This is a genomic window from Streptomyces sp. NPDC093795 (assembly GCF_044764665.1).
Taxonomy (GTDB): Bacteria; Actinomycetota; Actinomycetes; order Streptomycetales; family Streptomycetaceae; genus Streptomyces.
The window spans coordinates 17,750-35,116 of record NZ_JBIWIO010000002.1; the positions used below are offsets into that span (position 1 = coordinate 17,750).

13 protein-coding genes and 1 other RNA gene are annotated in these 17,367 nt (G+C 71.2%); 12 read left to right on the forward strand and 2 right to left on the reverse strand.

All coding sequences use genetic code 11. The features are described from left to right. Nucleotides 1-14: 14 nt before the first annotated feature. Both smpB and ssrA read left to right on the forward strand, forming a co-directional pair. Complete coding sequence (gene smpB / locus ACIRB7_RS05115) at nt 15-554, forward strand: SsrA-binding protein SmpB (protein WP_351219182.1); 540 nt, start codon at nt 15-17, stop codon at nt 552-554. Nucleotides 555-654: 100 nt separating this feature from the next. Then, nucleotides 655-1,047, forward strand: a transfer-messenger RNA (tmRNA) gene (gene ssrA / locus ACIRB7_RS05120). An 81-nt stretch (nt 1,048-1,128) separates the two neighbouring features. Here the strand turns inward: ssrA and ACIRB7_RS05125 are convergent. Continuing rightward, nucleotides 1,129-2,460, reverse strand: coding sequence for an MFS transporter (locus tag ACIRB7_RS05125; protein ID WP_403592562.1), 1,332 nt, complete (start codon nt 2,458-2,460; stop codon nt 1,129-1,131). 83 nt (nt 2,461-2,543) lie between these two features. On the opposite strand from ACIRB7_RS05125, the gene ACIRB7_RS05130 reads away from it, so the two are divergent. The 6 genes from ACIRB7_RS05130 (at nt 2,544) to ACIRB7_RS05155 (ending at nt 11,754) form a co-directional block, all read left to right on the forward strand. Next, nucleotides 2,544-3,512, forward strand: a complete 969-nt coding sequence (locus ACIRB7_RS05130) for a LysR family transcriptional regulator (protein WP_403592565.1) — start codon at nt 2,544-2,546, stop codon at nt 3,510-3,512. A gap of 250 nt (nt 3,513-3,762) precedes the next feature. Continuing rightward, on the forward strand, nt 3,763-5,121 hold the full coding sequence (locus ACIRB7_RS05135) for a nitrate/nitrite transporter (RefSeq protein ID WP_403592568.1): 1,359 nt from the start codon (nt 3,763-3,765) through the stop codon (nt 5,119-5,121). Between the two features lie 84 nt (nt 5,122-5,205). Then, a complete protein-coding gene (locus tag ACIRB7_RS05140; RefSeq protein WP_403592571.1) occupies nt 5,206-6,342 on the forward strand; it encodes a uroporphyrinogen-III synthase in 1,137 nt (378 codons plus the stop codon). Between the two features lie 658 nt (nt 6,343-7,000). Then, complete coding sequence (locus ACIRB7_RS05145) at nt 7,001-9,340, forward strand: HelD family protein (protein WP_403592573.1); 2,340 nt, start codon at nt 7,001-7,003, stop codon at nt 9,338-9,340. Nucleotides 9,341-9,729: 389 nt separating this feature from the next. Further along, nucleotides 9,730-11,160 carry an NAD-dependent malic enzyme gene (locus ACIRB7_RS05150; protein ID WP_403592576.1) on the forward strand — a complete coding sequence of 477 codons (1,431 nt, stop codon included), beginning with the start codon at nt 9,730-9,732 and terminating at the stop codon, nt 11,158-11,160. A gap of 312 nt (nt 11,161-11,472) precedes the next feature. Further along, a complete protein-coding gene (locus ACIRB7_RS05155; protein ID WP_015033921.1) occupies nt 11,473-11,754 on the forward strand; it encodes an HU family DNA-binding protein in 282 nt (93 codons plus the stop codon). A gap of 100 nt (nt 11,755-11,854) precedes the next feature. Here the strand turns inward: ACIRB7_RS05155 and murA are convergent, their stop codons facing one another. Then, entirely contained in the window at nt 11,855-13,201 is a 1,347-nt protein-coding gene (murA, locus tag ACIRB7_RS05160; protein ID WP_403592580.1) for a UDP-N-acetylglucosamine 1-carboxyvinyltransferase, read from the reverse strand. 301 nt (nt 13,202-13,502) lie between these two features. Between murA and ACIRB7_RS05165 the strand changes: the two genes are divergently transcribed. The 4 genes from ACIRB7_RS05165 (at nt 13,503) to ACIRB7_RS05180 (ending at nt 17,359) form a co-directional block, all read left to right on the forward strand. After that, entirely contained in the window at nt 13,503-14,063 is a 561-nt protein-coding gene (locus ACIRB7_RS05165; RefSeq protein WP_351219198.1) for a YqgE/AlgH family protein, read from the forward strand. Between the two features lie 193 nt (nt 14,064-14,256). Continuing rightward, entirely contained in the window at nt 14,257-15,489 is a 1,233-nt protein-coding gene (locus ACIRB7_RS05170) for an acyltransferase family protein (RefSeq protein ID WP_403592584.1), read from the forward strand. Between the two features lie 53 nt (nt 15,490-15,542). Next, entirely contained in the window at nt 15,543-15,830 is a 288-nt protein-coding gene (locus ACIRB7_RS05175) for a DUF3039 domain-containing protein (protein WP_351219202.1), read from the forward strand. Between the two features lie 212 nt (nt 15,831-16,042). Continuing rightward, on the forward strand, nt 16,043-17,359 hold the full coding sequence (locus ACIRB7_RS05180) for an extracellular solute-binding protein (RefSeq protein ID WP_403592587.1): 1,317 nt from the start codon (nt 16,043-16,045) through the stop codon (nt 17,357-17,359). Nucleotides 17,360-17,367: the final 8 nt, after the last annotated feature.

Genomic DNA, 17,367 nt, shown 5'->3' on the forward strand with positions numbered 1-17,367 from the left:
AAAATGACCGCACTATGGCAAAGGGACTCGTGAACGTGCAGGGCAAGCCTGCGAAGAAGAACCAGGACAAGGCGCCCGAGCGCAAGATCATCGCGCAGAACAAGAAGGCGCACCACGACTACCACATCGTCGACACGTACGAGTGCGGTCTGGTCCTCATGGGCACCGAGGTGAAGTCGCTGCGGATGGGCCGCGCCTCGCTCGTCGACGGCTTCGTGCAGATCGACAACCACGAGGCGTGGCTGCACAACATCCATGTGCCCGAGTACATGCAGGGCAGCTGGACCAACCACTCGGCGAAGCGGAAGCGGAAGCTGCTGCTGCACCGCGAGGAGATCGACAAGCTGGAGTCGAAGTCGCAGGAGACGGGTCACACGATCGTGCCCCTCGCGCTGTACTTCCTGAACGGGCGGGTCAAGGTCGAGATCGCGCTCGCCAAGGGCAAGAAGGAGTTCGACAAGCGGCAGACCCTGCGCGAGAAGCAGGACACCCGCGAGACCAACCGGGCCATCGCGGCGGCCAAGCGCAGGGAGCGCGCGGCCAAGATCGCCTAGCGGCGCGGCCGCGGGTAATACGCTGGCGACAGCGGCCGTCGGTCACGTACGATGGGCTCTGCACACCTCGCAAGGGGCGTGCGCGTTGAAAAATAAACATGGGGATGATCGGTTTCGACAGCGGATACCGATGCAGAGGAAGCGTGTCGAGGAAGCGGCAATGATCTCGTTAACCATATGTCGCAACCAATAATCGCCAACTCCAAGAGCGATAACTCCCGCTTCGCCCTCGCTGCCTAATTTTAGGTAACGACAAGAAGCCTCTGTGAGGAGCGTCAGCCCGGGGATGGTCCCGACCCGGATCCTGGCGTCATTCAGGGATCTAAACCTCTCGGCCCGGTCACGGGGCTGAGGGGGAAATCAAACAGTGACTGAGCCCGTCGGAGACTTGTCCGCGTGATCTCCGGGGCTGAGAAACTCGTAGCGGACTGCACACGGAGAAGCTCTGTTTCCGTACCGTTGGACGCGGGTTCGATTCCCGCCATCTCCACCGAGCGTCCGAGGGGCTTGCCCGCTCGGACACCTCATCCCATGTGGGCGAAGGCCCGGCAGTCGTCAGACTGCCGGGCCTTCGTCATGCTCGGGCCTTCGTCGCGCGCAGGGTCAGGGCCAGCGTCAGGGCGAGGCTCGCTGCCGTGACCGGGATCAGGAAGCCGAAGGCGGGGGAGGGGGCGTGGTCGGCGGCCCAGCCGCCGGTGGCGGAGCCGGCCGCGATGCCGCCGAGGAGGGCCGTCACGGCCAGGGTCATGCCCTCGTTGAGCTGGGACGTCGGCGTCAGGCGCTGGAGCATTCCCATGCCCGTCACCATCGTCGGAGCCGTCGCCATGCCCGCCACCAGGAGCCCGGCGGCGAGGGCGAGCAGCGAGCCGGTCGTGGCGGCGAGCAGGGGCAGCGTCATCAGAACGGCCATCGCGGCCAGGCAGGTGCGCAGCCGGGCGGTACGGCGGGCGCGGCCGAAGAGGAGACCCGCCGCGCACGACCCGGCGGCCTGGAGGGCGAGGACGGGGCCGGCGGCGGGGCCGTCCACGTACGCGAGGGTCACCACCTCCATGGAGCCGAAGACCGCGCCGGTGGCGAGGAAGACCGCGAGGAGGGGGATCATGCCGGGGACCCGCAGCGGGGAGCCGGCGGCGGTGCGCGGCGCGATCGGCGGTTCGGTGGAGCGCTGGGCGGTGAAGACCAGGACCCCGCCGAGGAAGAGCGCCGCGGCGACGAGGGTGCCCGCCTCGGGGAAGAGGGTCGAGCAGACGAGCGCGGCGACGACCGGGCCGAGCATGAAGCAGAGTTCGTCGACGGCCTGCTCGAAGGCGTTGGCGGTGTGCAGGGCGTCCCGGTCGCCCCGGAAGAGGTGGGCCCAGCGGGCCCGGGACATACCACCCGTGTTGGGGCTCGTGGCGGTGAGGGCGGCCGTGGCGAAGAGCGCCCAGACGGGCGCCTTCGCGTGGACGCAGAGCAGCAGGACCAGCTGGCCCAGGACCGCGTAGGCGGTGGCGGGGACCGCGATCCGCGCCTGGCCGTGCCGGTCGACGAGCCGGGCGATCCAGGGGGCGGTGAGGGCCCCGGCGGCCGTGCCGGTGGCGGTGACGGCGCCCGCGAGCGCGTACGAGTCGTAGGCCGCGGCGATCATGATGACGGCGCTGACGCCGAACATGCCCATGGGCAGCCGGGCGATCAGATTGCCCGCCGTGAAGGCGCGGGCGCCGGGGGCGGCGAAGAGGCGGAGGTAGGGGTTGCGGGGGGTGGGGGTGGGGGCGGCGGTGCGCTCGTCGTCGCCGGGGGTGGTGGGGGCGCCGGGGGTGGTGGGGCCGGTGGGGACTGTGGGCGGGCGTTCGCGCGCGCGTGGGCTGGCGGTCGGTTGTTCGCGCGCGCGTGGGGCGGCGGTCGGGGAGAGATCCGGTTGCGGCATGGAGCAAGGCTCCGGGAGCGGGGCGGGCGGGGTCCAACACCTGTTCGGTGGCCATTCACGCGTCTGTGTTGTTAAATGCGGCGGTGCCCGCCACCCCGTCCCCGTACGACACCGACCCCCGCCTTCTCCGCGCCTTCACCGCCGTTGCCGAGGAGCTGCACTTCACCCGCGCCGCCGCCCGCCTCTACGTCGCCCAGCAGGCCCTCAGCCGCGACATCCGGCGCCTGGAGCGCGAGCTGGGCGCCGAGCTGTTCGTACGGACCACCCGGCAGGTCGCCCTCACCCCGGACGGCGAGCGCCTCCTCCCGTACGCGCGCCGGGTGCTGACCGCCCACGACGAGCTGACCGAGGCCTTCCGGGCCGCGCCCCGCCCCCTCCTCGTCGACCTCAACAGTCCCGGCCTCGTCCAGGAGCGCGTCCTGCGCCGGGCCCGTGAACTCGCCCCGGAACAGGAGCTGATGGCCCGCTACGAGAGCGGGCTCACCGGGGCGGTGCGGGACATCCTCGCCGGACGGCTCGACACGTCCTTCGGCCGGTACGGAGGGCTCGAAGCGGGGCTGCGGGCGCGGCTCGACTCCCAGTTCGTGCGGTACGAGCGGATGGCGGTGATCCTCCCCGAGGACCACCCGCTGGCCGGCCTGCCCACGGTGCCGCTCGCCGGTCTCGCCGGGGAACGGATCTACGCGGGCGCGGGGAACGACCGTACGCCCGAGTGGACCGACCTCGCCGCCCGGCTCTTCGCCGGGCGGGGCATCGAGGTCGCCCCGCCCGCGCCGCTCGCGGTCGGCCACGAGGAGTTCCGCCGCATCATGGCCAAGCACCGCAACCCGGTGCTCGCCGTCGTCGACTTCCCGCCCATGCCAGGCTGCGTCCTGCGGCCCCTCACCGACCCCGTACCCCTGTCGCCCGTGAGCCTGGTGTGGCGCAAGGGCCTGCGCCACCCCGGTCTCGACGCCCTGCGGGCCGCCGCGGCGGAGATCGGCGCGGCGGAGGGTTGGCTGGAACGGCCCCCCGGCTCATGGCTGCCGGAGCGGGAGCCGGGGCTGGCCTGAGTGGGGGCGGGAGGGTGCTCCGGAGGGCCGGCGAGGCACGGTCGGGCCCGTGAGCCCGGCTCCAGCGCCCCGGAGGAGAACCGAGCCTGGAAAAATGGGGCCGCTCACAGCCGGTGCTCGTGCCGGGTGAGAGCAAGGTTCCGTTCTCGTCACCTCTCGGCATCGGGCCGAAACGCGACCTCTCTAGCCTCTCTGGCAGGTGGACCGGGGCTGTGGACGCCCCAGGACCCGACACCCGCGGAGGTACGACATGGGCGGCGGCCGGTGGATCGAACAGTGGGAGCCGGAGGACGAGACCTTCTGGCGCGACAAGGGGGAGCGGATCGCCCGGAGGAACCTGATCTTCTCCGTGCTCTCCGAGCACATCGGCTTCTCCATCTGGAGCCTGTGGTCGGTCATGGTGCTCTTCATGGGGCCGCAGTACGGCATCGACCCGGCCGGCAAGTTCTTCCTGATCGCGACCGCGACCTTCGTCGGCGCGCTGATCCGGATCCCGTACACCTTCTCGGTCGCCCGGTTCGGCGGCCGTAACTGGACCGTCGTCAGCGCCCTGCTGCTCCTGCTGCCCACGGGCTTCGCCTTCGTGGTGATGGAGCCCGGCACCTCGTACACCACGTTCGTCCTGGTGGCGGCGCTCACCGGCGTCGGCGGCGGCAACTTCGCCTCCTCGATGACCAACATCAACGCGTTCTTCCCCCTGCGCAAGAAGGGCTGGGCGCTCGGGCTCAACGCGGGCGGCGGCAACATCGGCGTCCCCGTCGTCCAGCTCGTCGGCCTCCTCGTCATCGGCACGGCGGGCGCGATGCACCCCCGGATCGTGCTCGGCGTCTACCTGCCCCTGATCGTGATCGCCGCCGTGTGCGCCGCGCTCTTCATGGACAACCTCGCCCCCGTCAAGAACGACACCGGGGCCGCGAAGGAGGCCGTGCGGGCCCGCCACACCTGGATCATGGCCTTCCTGTACATCGGCTGCTTCGGCTCCTTCATCGGCTACAGCTTCGCCTTCGGCCTCGTGCTCCAGACCCAGTTCGGACGCACTCCGCTCCAGGCCGCCTCCCTCACCTTCATCGGCCCGCTGCTCGGCTCGCTGATCCGGCCCATCGGCGGCTCTCTCGCCGACCGGCACGGCGGCGCCCGCATCACCCTGTGGACCTTCGCCGCGATGGCGGCCGCGACCGGCGTCGTGATCTACGCCTCCGTGATCGAGTCGCTCGCCGTCTTCCTCGTCGGCTTCATCGCCCTCTTCGCGCTCAGCGGCCTCGGCAACGGCTCCACGTTCAAGATGATCCCGGCGATCTTCCTCGCCCAGGGGCACCGCAAGGGGCTCGCGGGCGACGCCGCGGAGGCGTACGGCCGGCGTCTCTCCGGGGCCGCCATGGGCCTCATCGGAGCGGTCGGCGCGCTCGGCGGACTCGGCATCAACCTCGCCTTCCGCCAGTCCTTCCAGACCTCGGGGTCCGGCACCGCGGCCTTCGTCGCCTTCCTGGCCTTCTACGCGGCCTGCATGGTCGTCACCTGGGCGGTATACCTTCGGCGGCCCACCGCCGTCCCCGAGACCGCGGAGGCGGTCACCGAGGCGGAGCCCCGGCCCGGCTACGCGAAGGTGTGATCCCCGGTGCCCGACGCGGACCGTAACGACCAGGAAATACGGGAGAACCGAGTCTGTCACGCGTCCCCGTCAGGCTCGGGCCCTATGGACGAGCAAGAACACGGCCCCCTCGCCGGCTTCACCGTCGGCGTCACCGCGGCGCGACGCGCGGACGAACTCATCGCGCTGCTGCGCCGGCGCGGCGCTGCCGTCGTCCACGGCCCCGCCCTGCGGATCGTGCCCCTCGCGGACGACACCGAGCTCCTCGCCGCCACCAAGGAACTCCTCGGCCACGCCCCGGACGTCGTCGTCGCCACCACGGCGATCGGCTTCCGGGGGTGGGTCGAGGCGGCCGAGGGCTGGGGGTACGGGGAGGAACTCCTCACCGTCCTGCGGGACGTCGAACTCCTCGCCCGGGGGCCCAAGGTCAAGGGCGCGGTACGGGCCGCCGGACTCACCGAGTCCTGGTCGCCCAGCTCCGAATCCATGGCCGAGGTCCTCGACCGGCTCCTCGCCGAGGGCGTCGACGGGCGCCGGATCGCGCTCCAGCTGCACGGGGAGCCGCTGCCCGGCTTCGTGGAGGCGCTCACGGCCGCGGGGGCCGAGGTCGTCGGCGTCCCCGTCTACCGCTGGATGCCCCCGGAGGACACCGGGCCGCTCGACCGGCTCCTCGACGCGGCCCTCGCGGGCGGCCTGGACGCCGTCACCTTCACCAGCGCCCCCGCGGCCGCGTCGCTGCTGTCCCGGGCCGAGGAGAAGGGGGTACGGGACGCGCTCGTCGCCGCGCTGCGGCACGAGGTGCTCGCGGTGTGCGTGGGGCCCGTGACGGCGCTGCCGCTCCAGGCCGAGGGCATCGACACGTACCAGCCGGAGCGGTTCCGGCTCGGGCCGCTCGTCCAGCTCCTCTGCAAGGAACTGCCCGGCCGCTCCCAGGTCCTGCCGGTGGCGGGGCACCGGGTGGAGGTCCGCGGCCACGCCGTCCTCGTCGACGGCGGCCTGCGGCCCGTCCCGCCCGCCGGAATGGCCCTCCTCGGGCTGCTCGCCCGCCGGCCCGGCTGGGTGGTGTCCCGGGCCGACCTGCTGCGGGCGCTGCCCGGGGCCAGGCGGGACGAGCACGCGGTGGAGACGGCGATGGCGCGCCTGCGCGCGTCCCTCGGCACGCCGAAGCTGATCCAGACGGTGGTGAAGCGGGGGTATCGGCTGGCGCTCGATCCTGCGGCGGACGCGAAGTACGACGGGTAGGGGCGGGGCGCTGCGGGGCCGTTCCAGGTGGTCCCGGGGGCCTTGCTTGGACGGCTGCCTGCGGCCGCGACCTCTCGCGCCTGGTCCAGGCCGAGCCTCGTGTCCGGTACGGGACGACCCTTGCCCCCGCGCGGGGGTCCACGCCCCGCCCACCCCCCCCGCCGTGTGGGCAATCGTCCCGCAGGGCGTGGGGGTCCCCCCGGACGGAGTCTGGGGGAGGGTGGGCACACGGGACGGCGCCCTGTGCTGCGCCCCCGCCCCCTGTGCCTGGACCCGCACCAAGTTGTACGGCGCACAAGGGGTGCGGGTCAGGGCGCAGTGAGCCTAGGCCCGGCAAGGGGCGCCGTTCCGTTGCGCCCACCCGTTCCGCCCTGGGGGTCCCCCCGGACGGAGTCTGGGGGAGGAACAGTTGCCCACAACGGGGGTGGGCTTGGGTGGGTGGGGACCGCCCCAGCGGAACAGTTGCCCACAACGCGAGTGCGGCGGTCTGGGCCCGGCTCGGGACTGCCTTCACATCGGCGGTGAATGGCGCGGCCACCACCTCTTCCGGCGGATCCCGCACAACGATCCGCCACCCGGAGTTGATCGCGCCTGACACGGTGCCCCCCAGTGGCGTACGCTCGACGGCTGCCCAGTGCACGTCAGAAGGGGGCCTTAGGTGGCCGCGCAGGAAGCCGTGGACACGGTCAGAGACCGTGAGATCGGTGTCGAGCAGGAACATCTCGATCACGTCTACCGCCGACTGGAGGAGAAGATCCACGAGGCGGAGTTCCTGATGAACGACGCCGCCCAGCGGGGCCAGGTCGGCACGCCCGGCGCGCTCGCCGAGCGCGACGCCCAGGTATTCCGGGCCGGCATCCACCTCAACCGGCTCAACAACGAGTTCGAGGACTTCCTCTTCGGCCGGATCGATCTGCTGTACGGCAAGGACGGGAAGAAGGGTCCCGACGGGGCCTACACGTCCGTCGAGCCCGCCGAGGACGCCGTACGGCCCGACAACACCGCCGATATCGGCGAGACCCTCCACATCGGCCGGATCGGCGTCCTCGACTCCGACTACGCGCCGCTGGTCATCGACTGGCGCGCGCCCGCCGCCGCGCCCTTCTACCGGTCGACCCCGGTCGATCCCGGCCGGGTCGTACGGCGCCGTGTCATCCGCTCCAAGGGCCGCAAGGTCCTCGGCGTCGAGGACGACCTGATGCGCCCCGAGCTCCGGGCCACCCTCGACGGGCGCGAGCTGCCCGTGATCGGCGACGGCGCCCTGATGGCCGCCCTCGGCCAGGCCCGCAGCCACACCATGCGGGACATCGTCTCCTCCATCCAGGCGGAGCAGGACCTCGTCATCCGCGCGCCCGCCGCCTCCGTCACGTACGTGGAGGGCGGGCCGGGGACCGGGAAGACGGCGGTCGCGCTGCACCGGGCCGCCTATCTGCTCTACCAGGACCGGCGGCGGTACGCGGGCGGCATCCTGATCGTCTCCCCGACCCCGCTCCTCGTCTCGTACACCGAGGGCGTCCTGCCCTCCCTCGGCGAGGAGGGCCAGGTCGCCATCCGGGCCGTCGGCTCGCTGGTCGACGGCGCCGAGGCCACCGCGTACGACGATCCGGCCGTCGCCCGGATCAAGGGCTCCTCCCGGATGCTCCACGTGCTGCGGAAGGCGGCCCGTGGTGCTCTGGAGACGCCCGCGCCCAGGGTTCAGCCCGAGTTGGGGGACGACGACGCTCCGGCTCCCGCCGGCACGCCCACGCGCCTGCGTGTCGTCGCCTTCGGCCGCCGTCTGGAGCTGGAGGCGGACGAGCTGCGGCGCATCCGCCACAACGTCCTCGGCGGCACCACCCCCGTCAACCTGCTCCGCCCGCGCGCCCGCCGGCTGCTCCTCGACGCGCTGTACGCCAAGTCCGGCGCCGTCGGCCGGCACAGCGACCCCGAGCTCGCCGCCGAGCTGCGTTCCTCCTTCGACGAGGACGTCTCCACCGAGGACTCCTTCCTCATCTTCCTCGACGCCTGGTGGCCCGAACTCACCCCGCGCCGGGTCCTCGACGCGATGGCCGACGAGCGGCGGCTCGGCCGCTGGGCCCGCCGCATCCTCAACCCGGGCGAGGTGCGGCGGCTCGCCCGCTCGCTGCGCCGCCGGGAGCTCTCCGTCCACGACGTGGCGCTCCTCGACGAGCTGAGCACCCTCATCGGCGCCCCGGCGCGGCCGAAGAAGCGCCGGGAGTACGACCCGCTGGACCAGCTCACGGGCCTCGAGGAGCTGATGCCCGGCCGGGAGGAGACGCAGTGGGAGCGGGCCGAGCGGCTCGCGGCGGAGCGCACCGAGTACGCGCACGTGATCGTCGACGAGGCGCAGGACCTCACGCCCATGCAGTGGCGGATGGTCGGGCGGCGCGGCCGGCACGCCACCTGGACGGTCGTCGGTGACCCGGCGCAGTCCTCCTGGTCGGACCCGGACGAGGCGGCGGAGGCCCGCGACGAGGCCCTCGGCTCCCGGCCGCGGCGCCGCTTCGAGCTGACGGTGAACTACCGGAACCCGGCCGAGATCGCCGAGCTCGCCGCGAAGGTCCTCGCCCTCGCCATGCCGGGCAAGGAGTCGCCGCGCGCCGTCCGCTCCACGGGCGTCGAGCCCCGCTTCGTCGCCGTACCGGAGAAGGCCGCCGACACGGGTCTGGCCGAAACCGTACGGTCCGAGGCGCGGCTGCTCCTGGAGCGGGTGGAGGGCACCGTCGGTGTCGTCGTCGCCATGAAGCGGCGTACGGAGGCGGCCCGCTGGCTCGCCGACCTCGGCGACCGGGTGGTGGCCCTCGGCTCCCTGGAGGCGAAGGGCCTGGAGTACGACGCCACCGTGGTCGTATCGCCGGCGGAGATCGCCGACGAGTCCCCGGCCGGTCTGCGGGTGCTGTACGTGGCCCTCACCCGGGCGACGCAGCAGCTCACGGTGGTCGCGGGGGCGGGCGACATGCCGGACGGGGCGGGGGTCCCGGACCTGCTGAGGGACTGATCCCGCCGGAGCGGGAGACGCCGATTTCAGGTCAACCTGTGGCGCTGGAATCACCAACCAGGGTGGTTTGTTAGCCTTGTGGTGGCACCGGCTCGATCCAAGCCCCCGGGCCCAACCTTCGTCCCTCAGAGGGACCACTTGCCGCGAGGCGAGCATGGCGGGTCGGTGCCACTTAGATGTATGTACGAAGTTGAGGTCCCCGTCACCCCTGGTGACGGGGGCCTCTTCTGTTTCCCCAAGGCTTCTCGTATGGTGGAAACTACTTTCCGAAAACAAAATGACCGCATTACCTGCTACCGGCGGGTAGGTGCGACCATCGGAGGGCGCCGCCGGGCAACCAGCCGGGGCGGCGTAGCAACGAAGCTCAGGAAAAGCAGAGGAACTCGGCCATGGCAACGGCGCCCAGCGTCTCGTACTCGATGACGGTCCGGCTGGAGGTTCCCGCGAGCGGGACCGCGGTCTCGCAGCTCACCACGGCGGTGGAGTCCCACGGCGGGTCCGTCACCGGCCTCGACGTGACCGCCTCAGGCCACGAGAAGCTCCGCATCGACGTCACCATCGCCGCGACCTCCACCGCGCACGCCGACGAGATCGTCGAGCAGCTGCGCACCATCGAGGGCGTCACCCTCGGCAAGGTCTCCGACCGTACGTTCCTGATGCACCTCGGCGGCAAGATCGAGATGGCGTCCAAGCACCCCATCCGGAACCGCGACGACCTCTCCATGATCTACACCCCCGGTGTCGCCCGGGTCTGCATGGCGATCGCCGAGAACCCCGAGGACGCCCGCCGCCTCACCATCAAGCGGAACTCCGTCGCGGTCGTCACCGACGGCTCCGCCGTCCTCGGCCTCGGCAACATCGGCCCGATGGCCGCCCTGCCCGTCATGGAGGGCAAGGCGGCCCTCTTCAAGCGCTTCGCCGGCATCGACGCCTGGCCGATCTGCCTCGACACGCAGGACACCGACGAGATCGTCGCGATCGTCAAGGCCATCGCCCCCGGATTCGCGGGCATCAACCTGGAGGACATCTCCGCGCCCCGCTGCTTCGAGATCGAGGCCCGGCTGCGCGAGGCCCTCGACATCCCCGTCTTCCACGACGACCAGCACGGCACCGCCATCGTCGTCCTCGCCGCCCTCACCAACGCCCTGCGCGTGGTGAACAAGAGCGTCGGTGACGTACGGGTCGTCATGTCCGGGGCCGGCGCGGCCGGTACGGCCATCCTGCAGCTGCTGATCGCGGCGGGTGTCAAGCACGCCGTCGTCGCCGACATCCAGGGTGTCGTGCACGCGGGCCGCGAGGACCTCGTGGACGCCCCGGCGGACTCGCCGCTGCGCTGGATCGCCGACAACACCAACCCCGAGGGCGTCACCGGCACCCTCAAGCAGGCCGTCGTCGGCGCGGACGTGTTCATCGGCGTGTCGGCCCCGAACCTGCTCGGCGCGGAGGACGTCGCCGCCATGGCGGACGGCGCGATCGTGTTCGCGCTCGCGAACCCCGATCCCGAGGTCGACCCGGCCGTCGCCCGGCAGACGGCCGCCGTCGTCGCCACCGGCCGCTCGGACTTCCCGAACCAGATCAACAACGTGCTGGTCTTCCCGGGTGTCTTCCGCGGGCTCCTCGACGCCCAGTCCCGTACGGTCAACACGGAGATGATGCTCGCGGCCGCCACGGCCCTCGCGGACGTCGTCACCGAGGACGAGCTGAACCCGAACTACATCATCCCGTCGGTCTTCAACGACAAGGTCGCCGGCGCGGTCGCCGGAGCGGTGCGCACCGCGGCGAAGGCCGCGGGCGGCGGCTCGGCGGCGACCGGGCGCTGACGGCGCGTCGCGATTCGCGGAGCCGTAAACCCGCCTTTAGGGTGGCTTTTCGGCTCCGCTTCGTTTTCGCGGAGTCGACAGAACGTCACCACCACGGGGCTCTGGCGTTTTTCGTGTGACCCCAGGGGGTGCCGGATTGGCGTTCCCGCCGCTGGTGGGGGCAGGATGCGTGTTTGGGCGCGAGGGTCTGTCATTAGACCCGGGTCCGGGGACTGTCCGAAGGCCCTGGCAGCATCGGCTTCGCTGTACCCAATCACGCGGCTTCCGCCGCGTGGCACGCCTCACAGGCAAGAAGAACACGGGAGTAACAACATGAACCGCAGTGAGCTGGTGGCCGCCCTGGCCGACCGCGCCGAGGTGACCCGCAAGGACGCCGACGCCGTGCTGGCCGCTCTCGCCGAGACCGTCGGTGAGGTCGTCGCCAAGGGCGACGAGAAGGTCACCATCCCCGGCTTCCTGACCTTCGAGCGCACCCACCGTGCCGCTCGCACCGCTCGCAACCCGCAGACCGGCGACCCGATCGACATCCCGGCCGGCTACAGCGTGAAGGTCTCCGCGGGCTCGAAGCTCAAGGAAGCCGCCAAGGGCAAGTAAGGCAGCCTGTAAGCGACGAAAGGGCGGCCAACCCTGTCAGGGGGTGGCCGCCCTTTCGTGTGGGCTCGTACGGGCCCCTGAGGGGCCCGTACGGCGCGTGTCACACCAGCGCGCTGCCCGGGAGCTCGACCTTGGCGCCCAGCTCGACGAGCTTCTCCATGAAGTTCTCGTAGCCGCGGTTGATCAGCTCGATGCCGTGCACCCGGGAGGTGCCCTGCGCCGCGAGCGCCGCGATCAGGTACGAGAAGCCGCCGCGCAGGTCGGGGATGACCAGGTCGGCGCCCTGGAGCCGGGTCGGGCCCGACACGACCGCCGAGTGGAGGAAGTTCCGCTGGCCGAAGCGGCAGTCGGAGCCGCCGAGGCACTCGCGGTACAGCTGGATGTGGGCACCCATCTGGTTCAGCGCGGAGGTGAATCCGAGCCGCGACTCGTACACCGTCTCGTGGATGATGGAGAGGCCCGAGGCCTGCGTCAGGGCCACGACCAGCGGCTGCTGCCAGTCCGTCTGGAAGCCGGGGTGCACGTCCGTCTCCAGGTGGATCGCGTTGAGCGAGCCGCCCGGGTGCCAGAAGCGGATGCCCTCGTCGTCGATCTCGAAGGCGCCGCCGACCTTCCGGTACGTGTTCAGGAAGGTCATCATCGAGCGCTGCTGGGCGCCGCGCACGTAGATGTTGCCCTCGGTGGCGAGCGCCGCCGACGCCCAGGAGGCCGCCTCCAGGCGGTCCGGGAGCGCCCGGTGGGTGTAGCCGTCGAGGCGGTCGACACCGGTGATCCGGATGGTCCGGTCGGTGTCCATGGAGATGATCGCGCCCATTTTCTGCAGGACGCAGATCAGGTCCTCGATCTCGGGCTCCACCGCGGCGTTCGACAGCTCGGTGACGCCCTCGGCGAGCACCGCCGTGAGCAGCACCTGCTCGGTCGAGCCGACCGAGGGGTACGGCAGCCGGATCTTGCAACCGCGAAGGCGCTGCGGGGCCTCCAGGTACTGCCCGTCCGCCCGCTTCTCGATGGTGGCGCCGAACTGGCGCAGCACGTCGAAGTGGAAGTCGATGGGCCGGCCGCCGATGTCGCAGCCGCCGAGGCCCGGGATGAAGGCGTGGCCGAGGCGGTGGAGCAGCGGGCCGCAGAAGAGGATCGGGATGCGCGACGAGCCGGCGTGGGCATCGATGTCGGCGACGTTCGCGGATTCGACGTGCGTCGGGTCGAGGACGAGCTCGCCGGGTTCTTCACCCGGACGGACCGTCACGCCGTGCAGCTGGAGCAGTCCGCGGACGACGCGGACGTCACGGATGTCGGGAACGTTGCGCAGGCGGCTCGGCCCGCTGCCGAGCAGGGCGGCGACCATCGCCTTGGGCACGAGGTTCTTCGCGCCGCGGACGCGGATCTCGCCCTCCAGCGGGGTTCCGCCATGGACGAGCAGTACATCATGGCTGTCTGTGCCGGTCATGAATCTCGCGTTCCGGAGTCGGGTCGGTCGGGTGGCCAGTGAAAAGGGTAAGGGGCCATGAGACCTCTCTTGGGTGCTGCGGGGGGCCTGGCAGATGTAATGAATTCGGCACAACACCCTCTGTTCCCGTGATCTTGCGGAGCGTCACGGTCCGCTTCTGTCGGCGCGGCGCCCCCGGGGCCCCCTCCCGGCCGCGGCGGTCACCGAGCTGAACTGCGACGCTCGCCGACTTCCCGCCATTGCGTCCGTCCGTCACCCCGACAACCCCCGCGAACGCCGAAGATGCGGGATCATGTGTCGCATGACCGAGGTGTCCTCGCTCACAGGACGGCTGCTCGTCGCCACCCCCGCCCTCGCCGACCCCAATTTCGACCGCGCGGTGGTGCTGCTCCTCGACCACGACGACGAGGGCTCGCTCGGCGTGGTCCTGAACCGGCCGACGCCGGTGACCGTCGGCGACATCCTCGCCCCCTGGGCCGGGCTCGCCGGTGAGCCCGGCGTCGTCTTCCAGGGCGGTCCCGTCTCGCTCGACGCGGCCCTCGGTGTCGCCGTGATCCCCGGCGACGAGGGCCCCCTCGGCTGGCGGCGGGTGCACGGCGCGATCGGCCTCGTCGATCTGGAGACCCCGCCTGAGCTGCTCGGACCGGCCCTCGGCTCGCTGCGGATCTTCGCCGGGTACGCGGGCTGGGGCCCCGGCCAGCTGGAGACCGAGCTCGGCGACGGCGCCTGGTACGTGGTCGAGTCCGAGCCCGGGGACGTCTCCTCGCCGCAGCCCGAGACGCTCTGGCGCCAGGTCCTCCGGAGGCAGCGCGGAGAGCTCGCGATGATCGCCACGTACCCCGACGACCCGTCCCTGAACTGAGGCGCCAGGGGCGACGGTCCCTTCCCGCGCGGAGGGGGAACACGGCTGCGGTCGCCTCCTTGCGGAAGTGAAGGCTCCGGAGGTTCGAAGTGACGTACGGCTGTCCGAAGGTGGGCGCCATGCGTACGATAATCCGACTCTCCCGAAGCCCAGGTGGCGCGTCGGCGCGCCCAGACGATCAAGAGATGACCACGTGTCTGTCATAACCGCCACCCGGAACGGCCGGGCCTCGAAGCGGATGCCCGTCGAAAGCGCCGGCGCCGTGCTGCCCACCCGCCTCGACACGCTCACGAGTCTGAGGTTCTTCGCGGCCTTCGCCGTCTTCGCCCACCACTTCACGGGAGTGGGCAACAAGACAGGCTTCGGCTTGGCCCCGTCCATCTTCCCGTACTCGGAGATGGGCGGCCACGGTGTGACGTTCTTCTTCGTGCTCTCGGGATTCCTGCTGACCTGGGTGTACAAGCCGCACGAGCACCCGTTCGCCTTCTACATACGCCGGGTGGCGCGCATCTGGCCGGCGACCCTGGTCGCCGCCGTGCTCGCCTACTACGTCTTCTACGAGCGGGCCAACCTGGCCGTGGAGTGGAAGTCGTTCATCGCCTCGCTCTTCCTCGTGCAGAACTGGCTCCCCGACGCGACCCCGACGCTTCCCGGCAACCCGGTGACCTGGACCCTCAGCGTCGAGATCCTCTTCTACGCCCTCTTCCCGCTGCTCGCCCGCTTCGTCGTCCGGATGCGCACCCCGCTCCTCGTCGGACTGACGGTCGTCGGCCTCGTCTGCATGTGGGCGGTCAACTGGTGGGCGTTCGACAGCCTCGAACCCGCGACGGCCCGCTGGGTCATGCGTCACCCCCTCGTCTACCTGCCGCAGTTCCTCCTCGGCATGACGGTCGCCCTGCTGCTCCGCCGGGGCTTCCGGATCCCGATGCGCCCGATCGTGCCGCTGGCGCTGCTGGGCGCCTACGTCTACGGCTACTTCCAGCTGCGCGCGAGCCTGTCCGCCGCCTACGACGCACAGCTCGAGTACACGCTGCGGCCCACCGTCGCCGTGATCGCCGCACTGATCATCATCGCCTTCGTGCAGCGCGAGATCGCGGGACACCGCGGCCTCCTGAACAAGAAGCCGCTCATCCTGCTCGGGGTGTGGTCGTTCAGCTTCTACCTGCTGCACCACGCGGTCATCCGCTTCGCCACCTACGAGTGGGGACGGGGCCAGGACAGGGACTCGGTGCTCTTCACCATGCTCGGAATGGGCCTCGTCATCGTGGCGATGTCCTGGGCGCTCTACCGCTTCGTCGAGGAGCCCGCCAACCGCTGGCTGGTCCGGCGCATCCCCGCCCGCTGGCGGCCCGCGCCCCCGGCCGCTCCGGCCGCCTCCGGGACCCCGGCCGCCCCGGCCGCCTCCGAGGCCTCCTCCACCCGTTGAACACCGCCCGCGGGGCACGGGTTCCCGCACCCGCATGGGTACCCTTGGGTCACATGAGCACACTCGAGCCCGAGCGCGGGTCAGGTACGGGGACCCTCGTCGAGCCGACGCCGCAGGTGTCCCACGGTGACGGTGACCACGAGCGCTACGCCCATTACGTCCAGAAGGACAAGATCATGGCGAGCGCCCTCGACGGCACGCCCGTCGTGGCGCTCTGCGGAAAGGTCTGGGTACCGGGGCGCGACCCCAAGAAGTACCCGGTCTGTCCGATGTGCAAGGAGATCTACGAATCCATGGGCGCCGGCGGTGGCGACAAGGACAAGGGCGGCAAGGACAAGTAGCGGGCAGCGGACAGCGGTGCCCTGACGTCGGGGACGGCCCCCGTCGTACGTACTTCGGTACGTACGACGGGGGCCGTTTCGCGTCTCGGGGCCGAGGAAGTGGTCGAGACCTCTTGTGGGCTCGCCGGAGGCACGCCTAACCTCACGCGTGTTGTGCAGAACGAAACGCGCATTGCGTATGTTGCAACGCACGCATCCGGAGGGGATCCGCCATGAAGCTTCCTGCCCGAGCCGCCGCCCGCCTCACCGCCCCGGCCACCGCACTCCTGCTCGCCGGCCTCACCGCCACCGCCTGCGCGCCCCAGACCTCCGACGGCAAGGCCACGACGGACGAGAAGACCGGCACCCTGCGCGTCTGGCTCTTCCAGGAGGTGAGCAACAAGCCCAAGGAACAGGCCGTCGACCAGGCCGTCGCAGCCTTCGAGAAGAGCCACCAGGGCGCGAAGGTCGAGGTCGAGTACATCCCCGTCGAGACCCGCGCCCAACGCGTCAAGGCCGCCTTCAACGACCCGGAGTCCGCGCCCGACCTCATCGAGTACGGCAACACCGACACCGCCGGATACGTCAAGGACGGCGGACTCGCCGACATCAGCACCGAGTTCGCGGCCTGGGCCGAGGCCAAGGACACCGACCCCACCGCGAAGCAGTCCGTCACCGTCGGCGGCAAGGTCTACGGCGCCCCCCTCTTCGTCGGCGTCCGCGCCCTCTACTACCGCACCGACGTCTTCGGGGAACTCGGCCTCACCGCCCCCAAGACCCAGGCCGAACTCGTCTCCACCGCCAAGAAGATCCGCAAGGCGAAGCCCGAGCTCTACGGCATCGCCGTCGGCGGCGCCTACACCTACGGCGCCATGCCCTTCGTCTGGGCGGCGGGCGGCGAAATCGCCACCGCGAACGGCGACTCGTACAAGGCCGCCGTCAACAGCGAGGCCGCCCTCAGGGGCATCACCACGTACACCTCGCTCTTCGGCGACGACAACTGCCCGGCCGCCAAGTGCGCCCAGATGGGCGGCAACGCCACCGTCACCGCCTTCGCCTCCGGCAAGGCCGCCATGGCCATCGGCGGCGACTTCAGCCACGCCGCCGTCGAGGCGGGCACCGTCAAGGGCAAGTACGCGGTCGTCCCGCTGCCCGGCACCACCCCCGGCTCCATCGCCCCCGCCTTCGCCGGCGGCAACAACATCGGCGTCCTCAAGAGCACCTCGCACCGCAGCCTCGCCGTCGACCTCCTCAAGTCCCTGACCGGCAAGGAGACCCAGGGCCGCCTCTTCGACGCGATGGGCTTCCTCCCCACGTACACCGACGTACGGGCCGCCGCCGCCCGGCGCCAGCCCTTCGTGAAGCCCTTCATCGACACCCTCGGCGCGGGCACCAAGTTCGTCCCGGCGTCGCCCGGCTGGGGCCGTATCGACGCCTCCCTCGTCCTTCCCACGATGTTCCAGGAGGTCGTCAGCGGCCGTAAGGACGTCAAGGCGGCCGCCGACGACGCCGCGAAGAAGATGGACGCGGCCTTCGCGCCGGCGGGCTGAGCGGACCG

What these genes read in the sequence shown, in the direction of transcription:
- ACIRB7_RS05140 (WP_403592571.1), top strand. Translation starts at nt 5,206, where the DNA reads ATGGACGAGCAAGAACACGGCCCCCTCGCCGGCTTCACCGTCGGCGTC.
- ACIRB7_RS05125 (WP_403592562.1), bottom strand. Translation starts at nt 2,460, where the DNA reads ATGCCGCAACCGGATCTCTCCCCGACCGCCGCCCCACGCGCGCGCGAA.
- ACIRB7_RS05155 (WP_015033921.1), top strand. Translation starts at nt 11,473, where the DNA reads ATGAACCGCAGTGAGCTGGTGGCCGCCCTGGCCGACCGCGCCGAGGTG.
- smpB (WP_351219182.1), top strand. Translation starts at nt 15, where the DNA reads ATGGCAAAGGGACTCGTGAACGTGCAGGGCAAGCCTGCGAAGAAGAAC.
- ACIRB7_RS05135 (WP_403592568.1), top strand. Translation starts at nt 3,763, where the DNA reads ATGGGCGGCGGCCGGTGGATCGAACAGTGGGAGCCGGAGGACGAGACC.
- ACIRB7_RS05165 (WP_351219198.1), top strand. Translation starts at nt 13,503, where the DNA reads ATGACCGAGGTGTCCTCGCTCACAGGACGGCTGCTCGTCGCCACCCCC.
- ACIRB7_RS05175 (WP_351219202.1), top strand. Translation starts at nt 15,543, where the DNA reads ATGAGCACACTCGAGCCCGAGCGCGGGTCAGGTACGGGGACCCTCGTC.
- ACIRB7_RS05180 (WP_403592587.1), top strand. Translation starts at nt 16,043, where the DNA reads ATGAAGCTTCCTGCCCGAGCCGCCGCCCGCCTCACCGCCCCGGCCACC.
- murA (WP_403592580.1), bottom strand. Translation starts at nt 13,201, where the DNA reads ATGACCGGCACAGACAGCCATGATGTACTGCTCGTCCATGGCGGAACC.
- ACIRB7_RS05150 (WP_403592576.1), top strand. Translation starts at nt 9,730, where the DNA reads ATGGCAACGGCGCCCAGCGTCTCGTACTCGATGACGGTCCGGCTGGAG.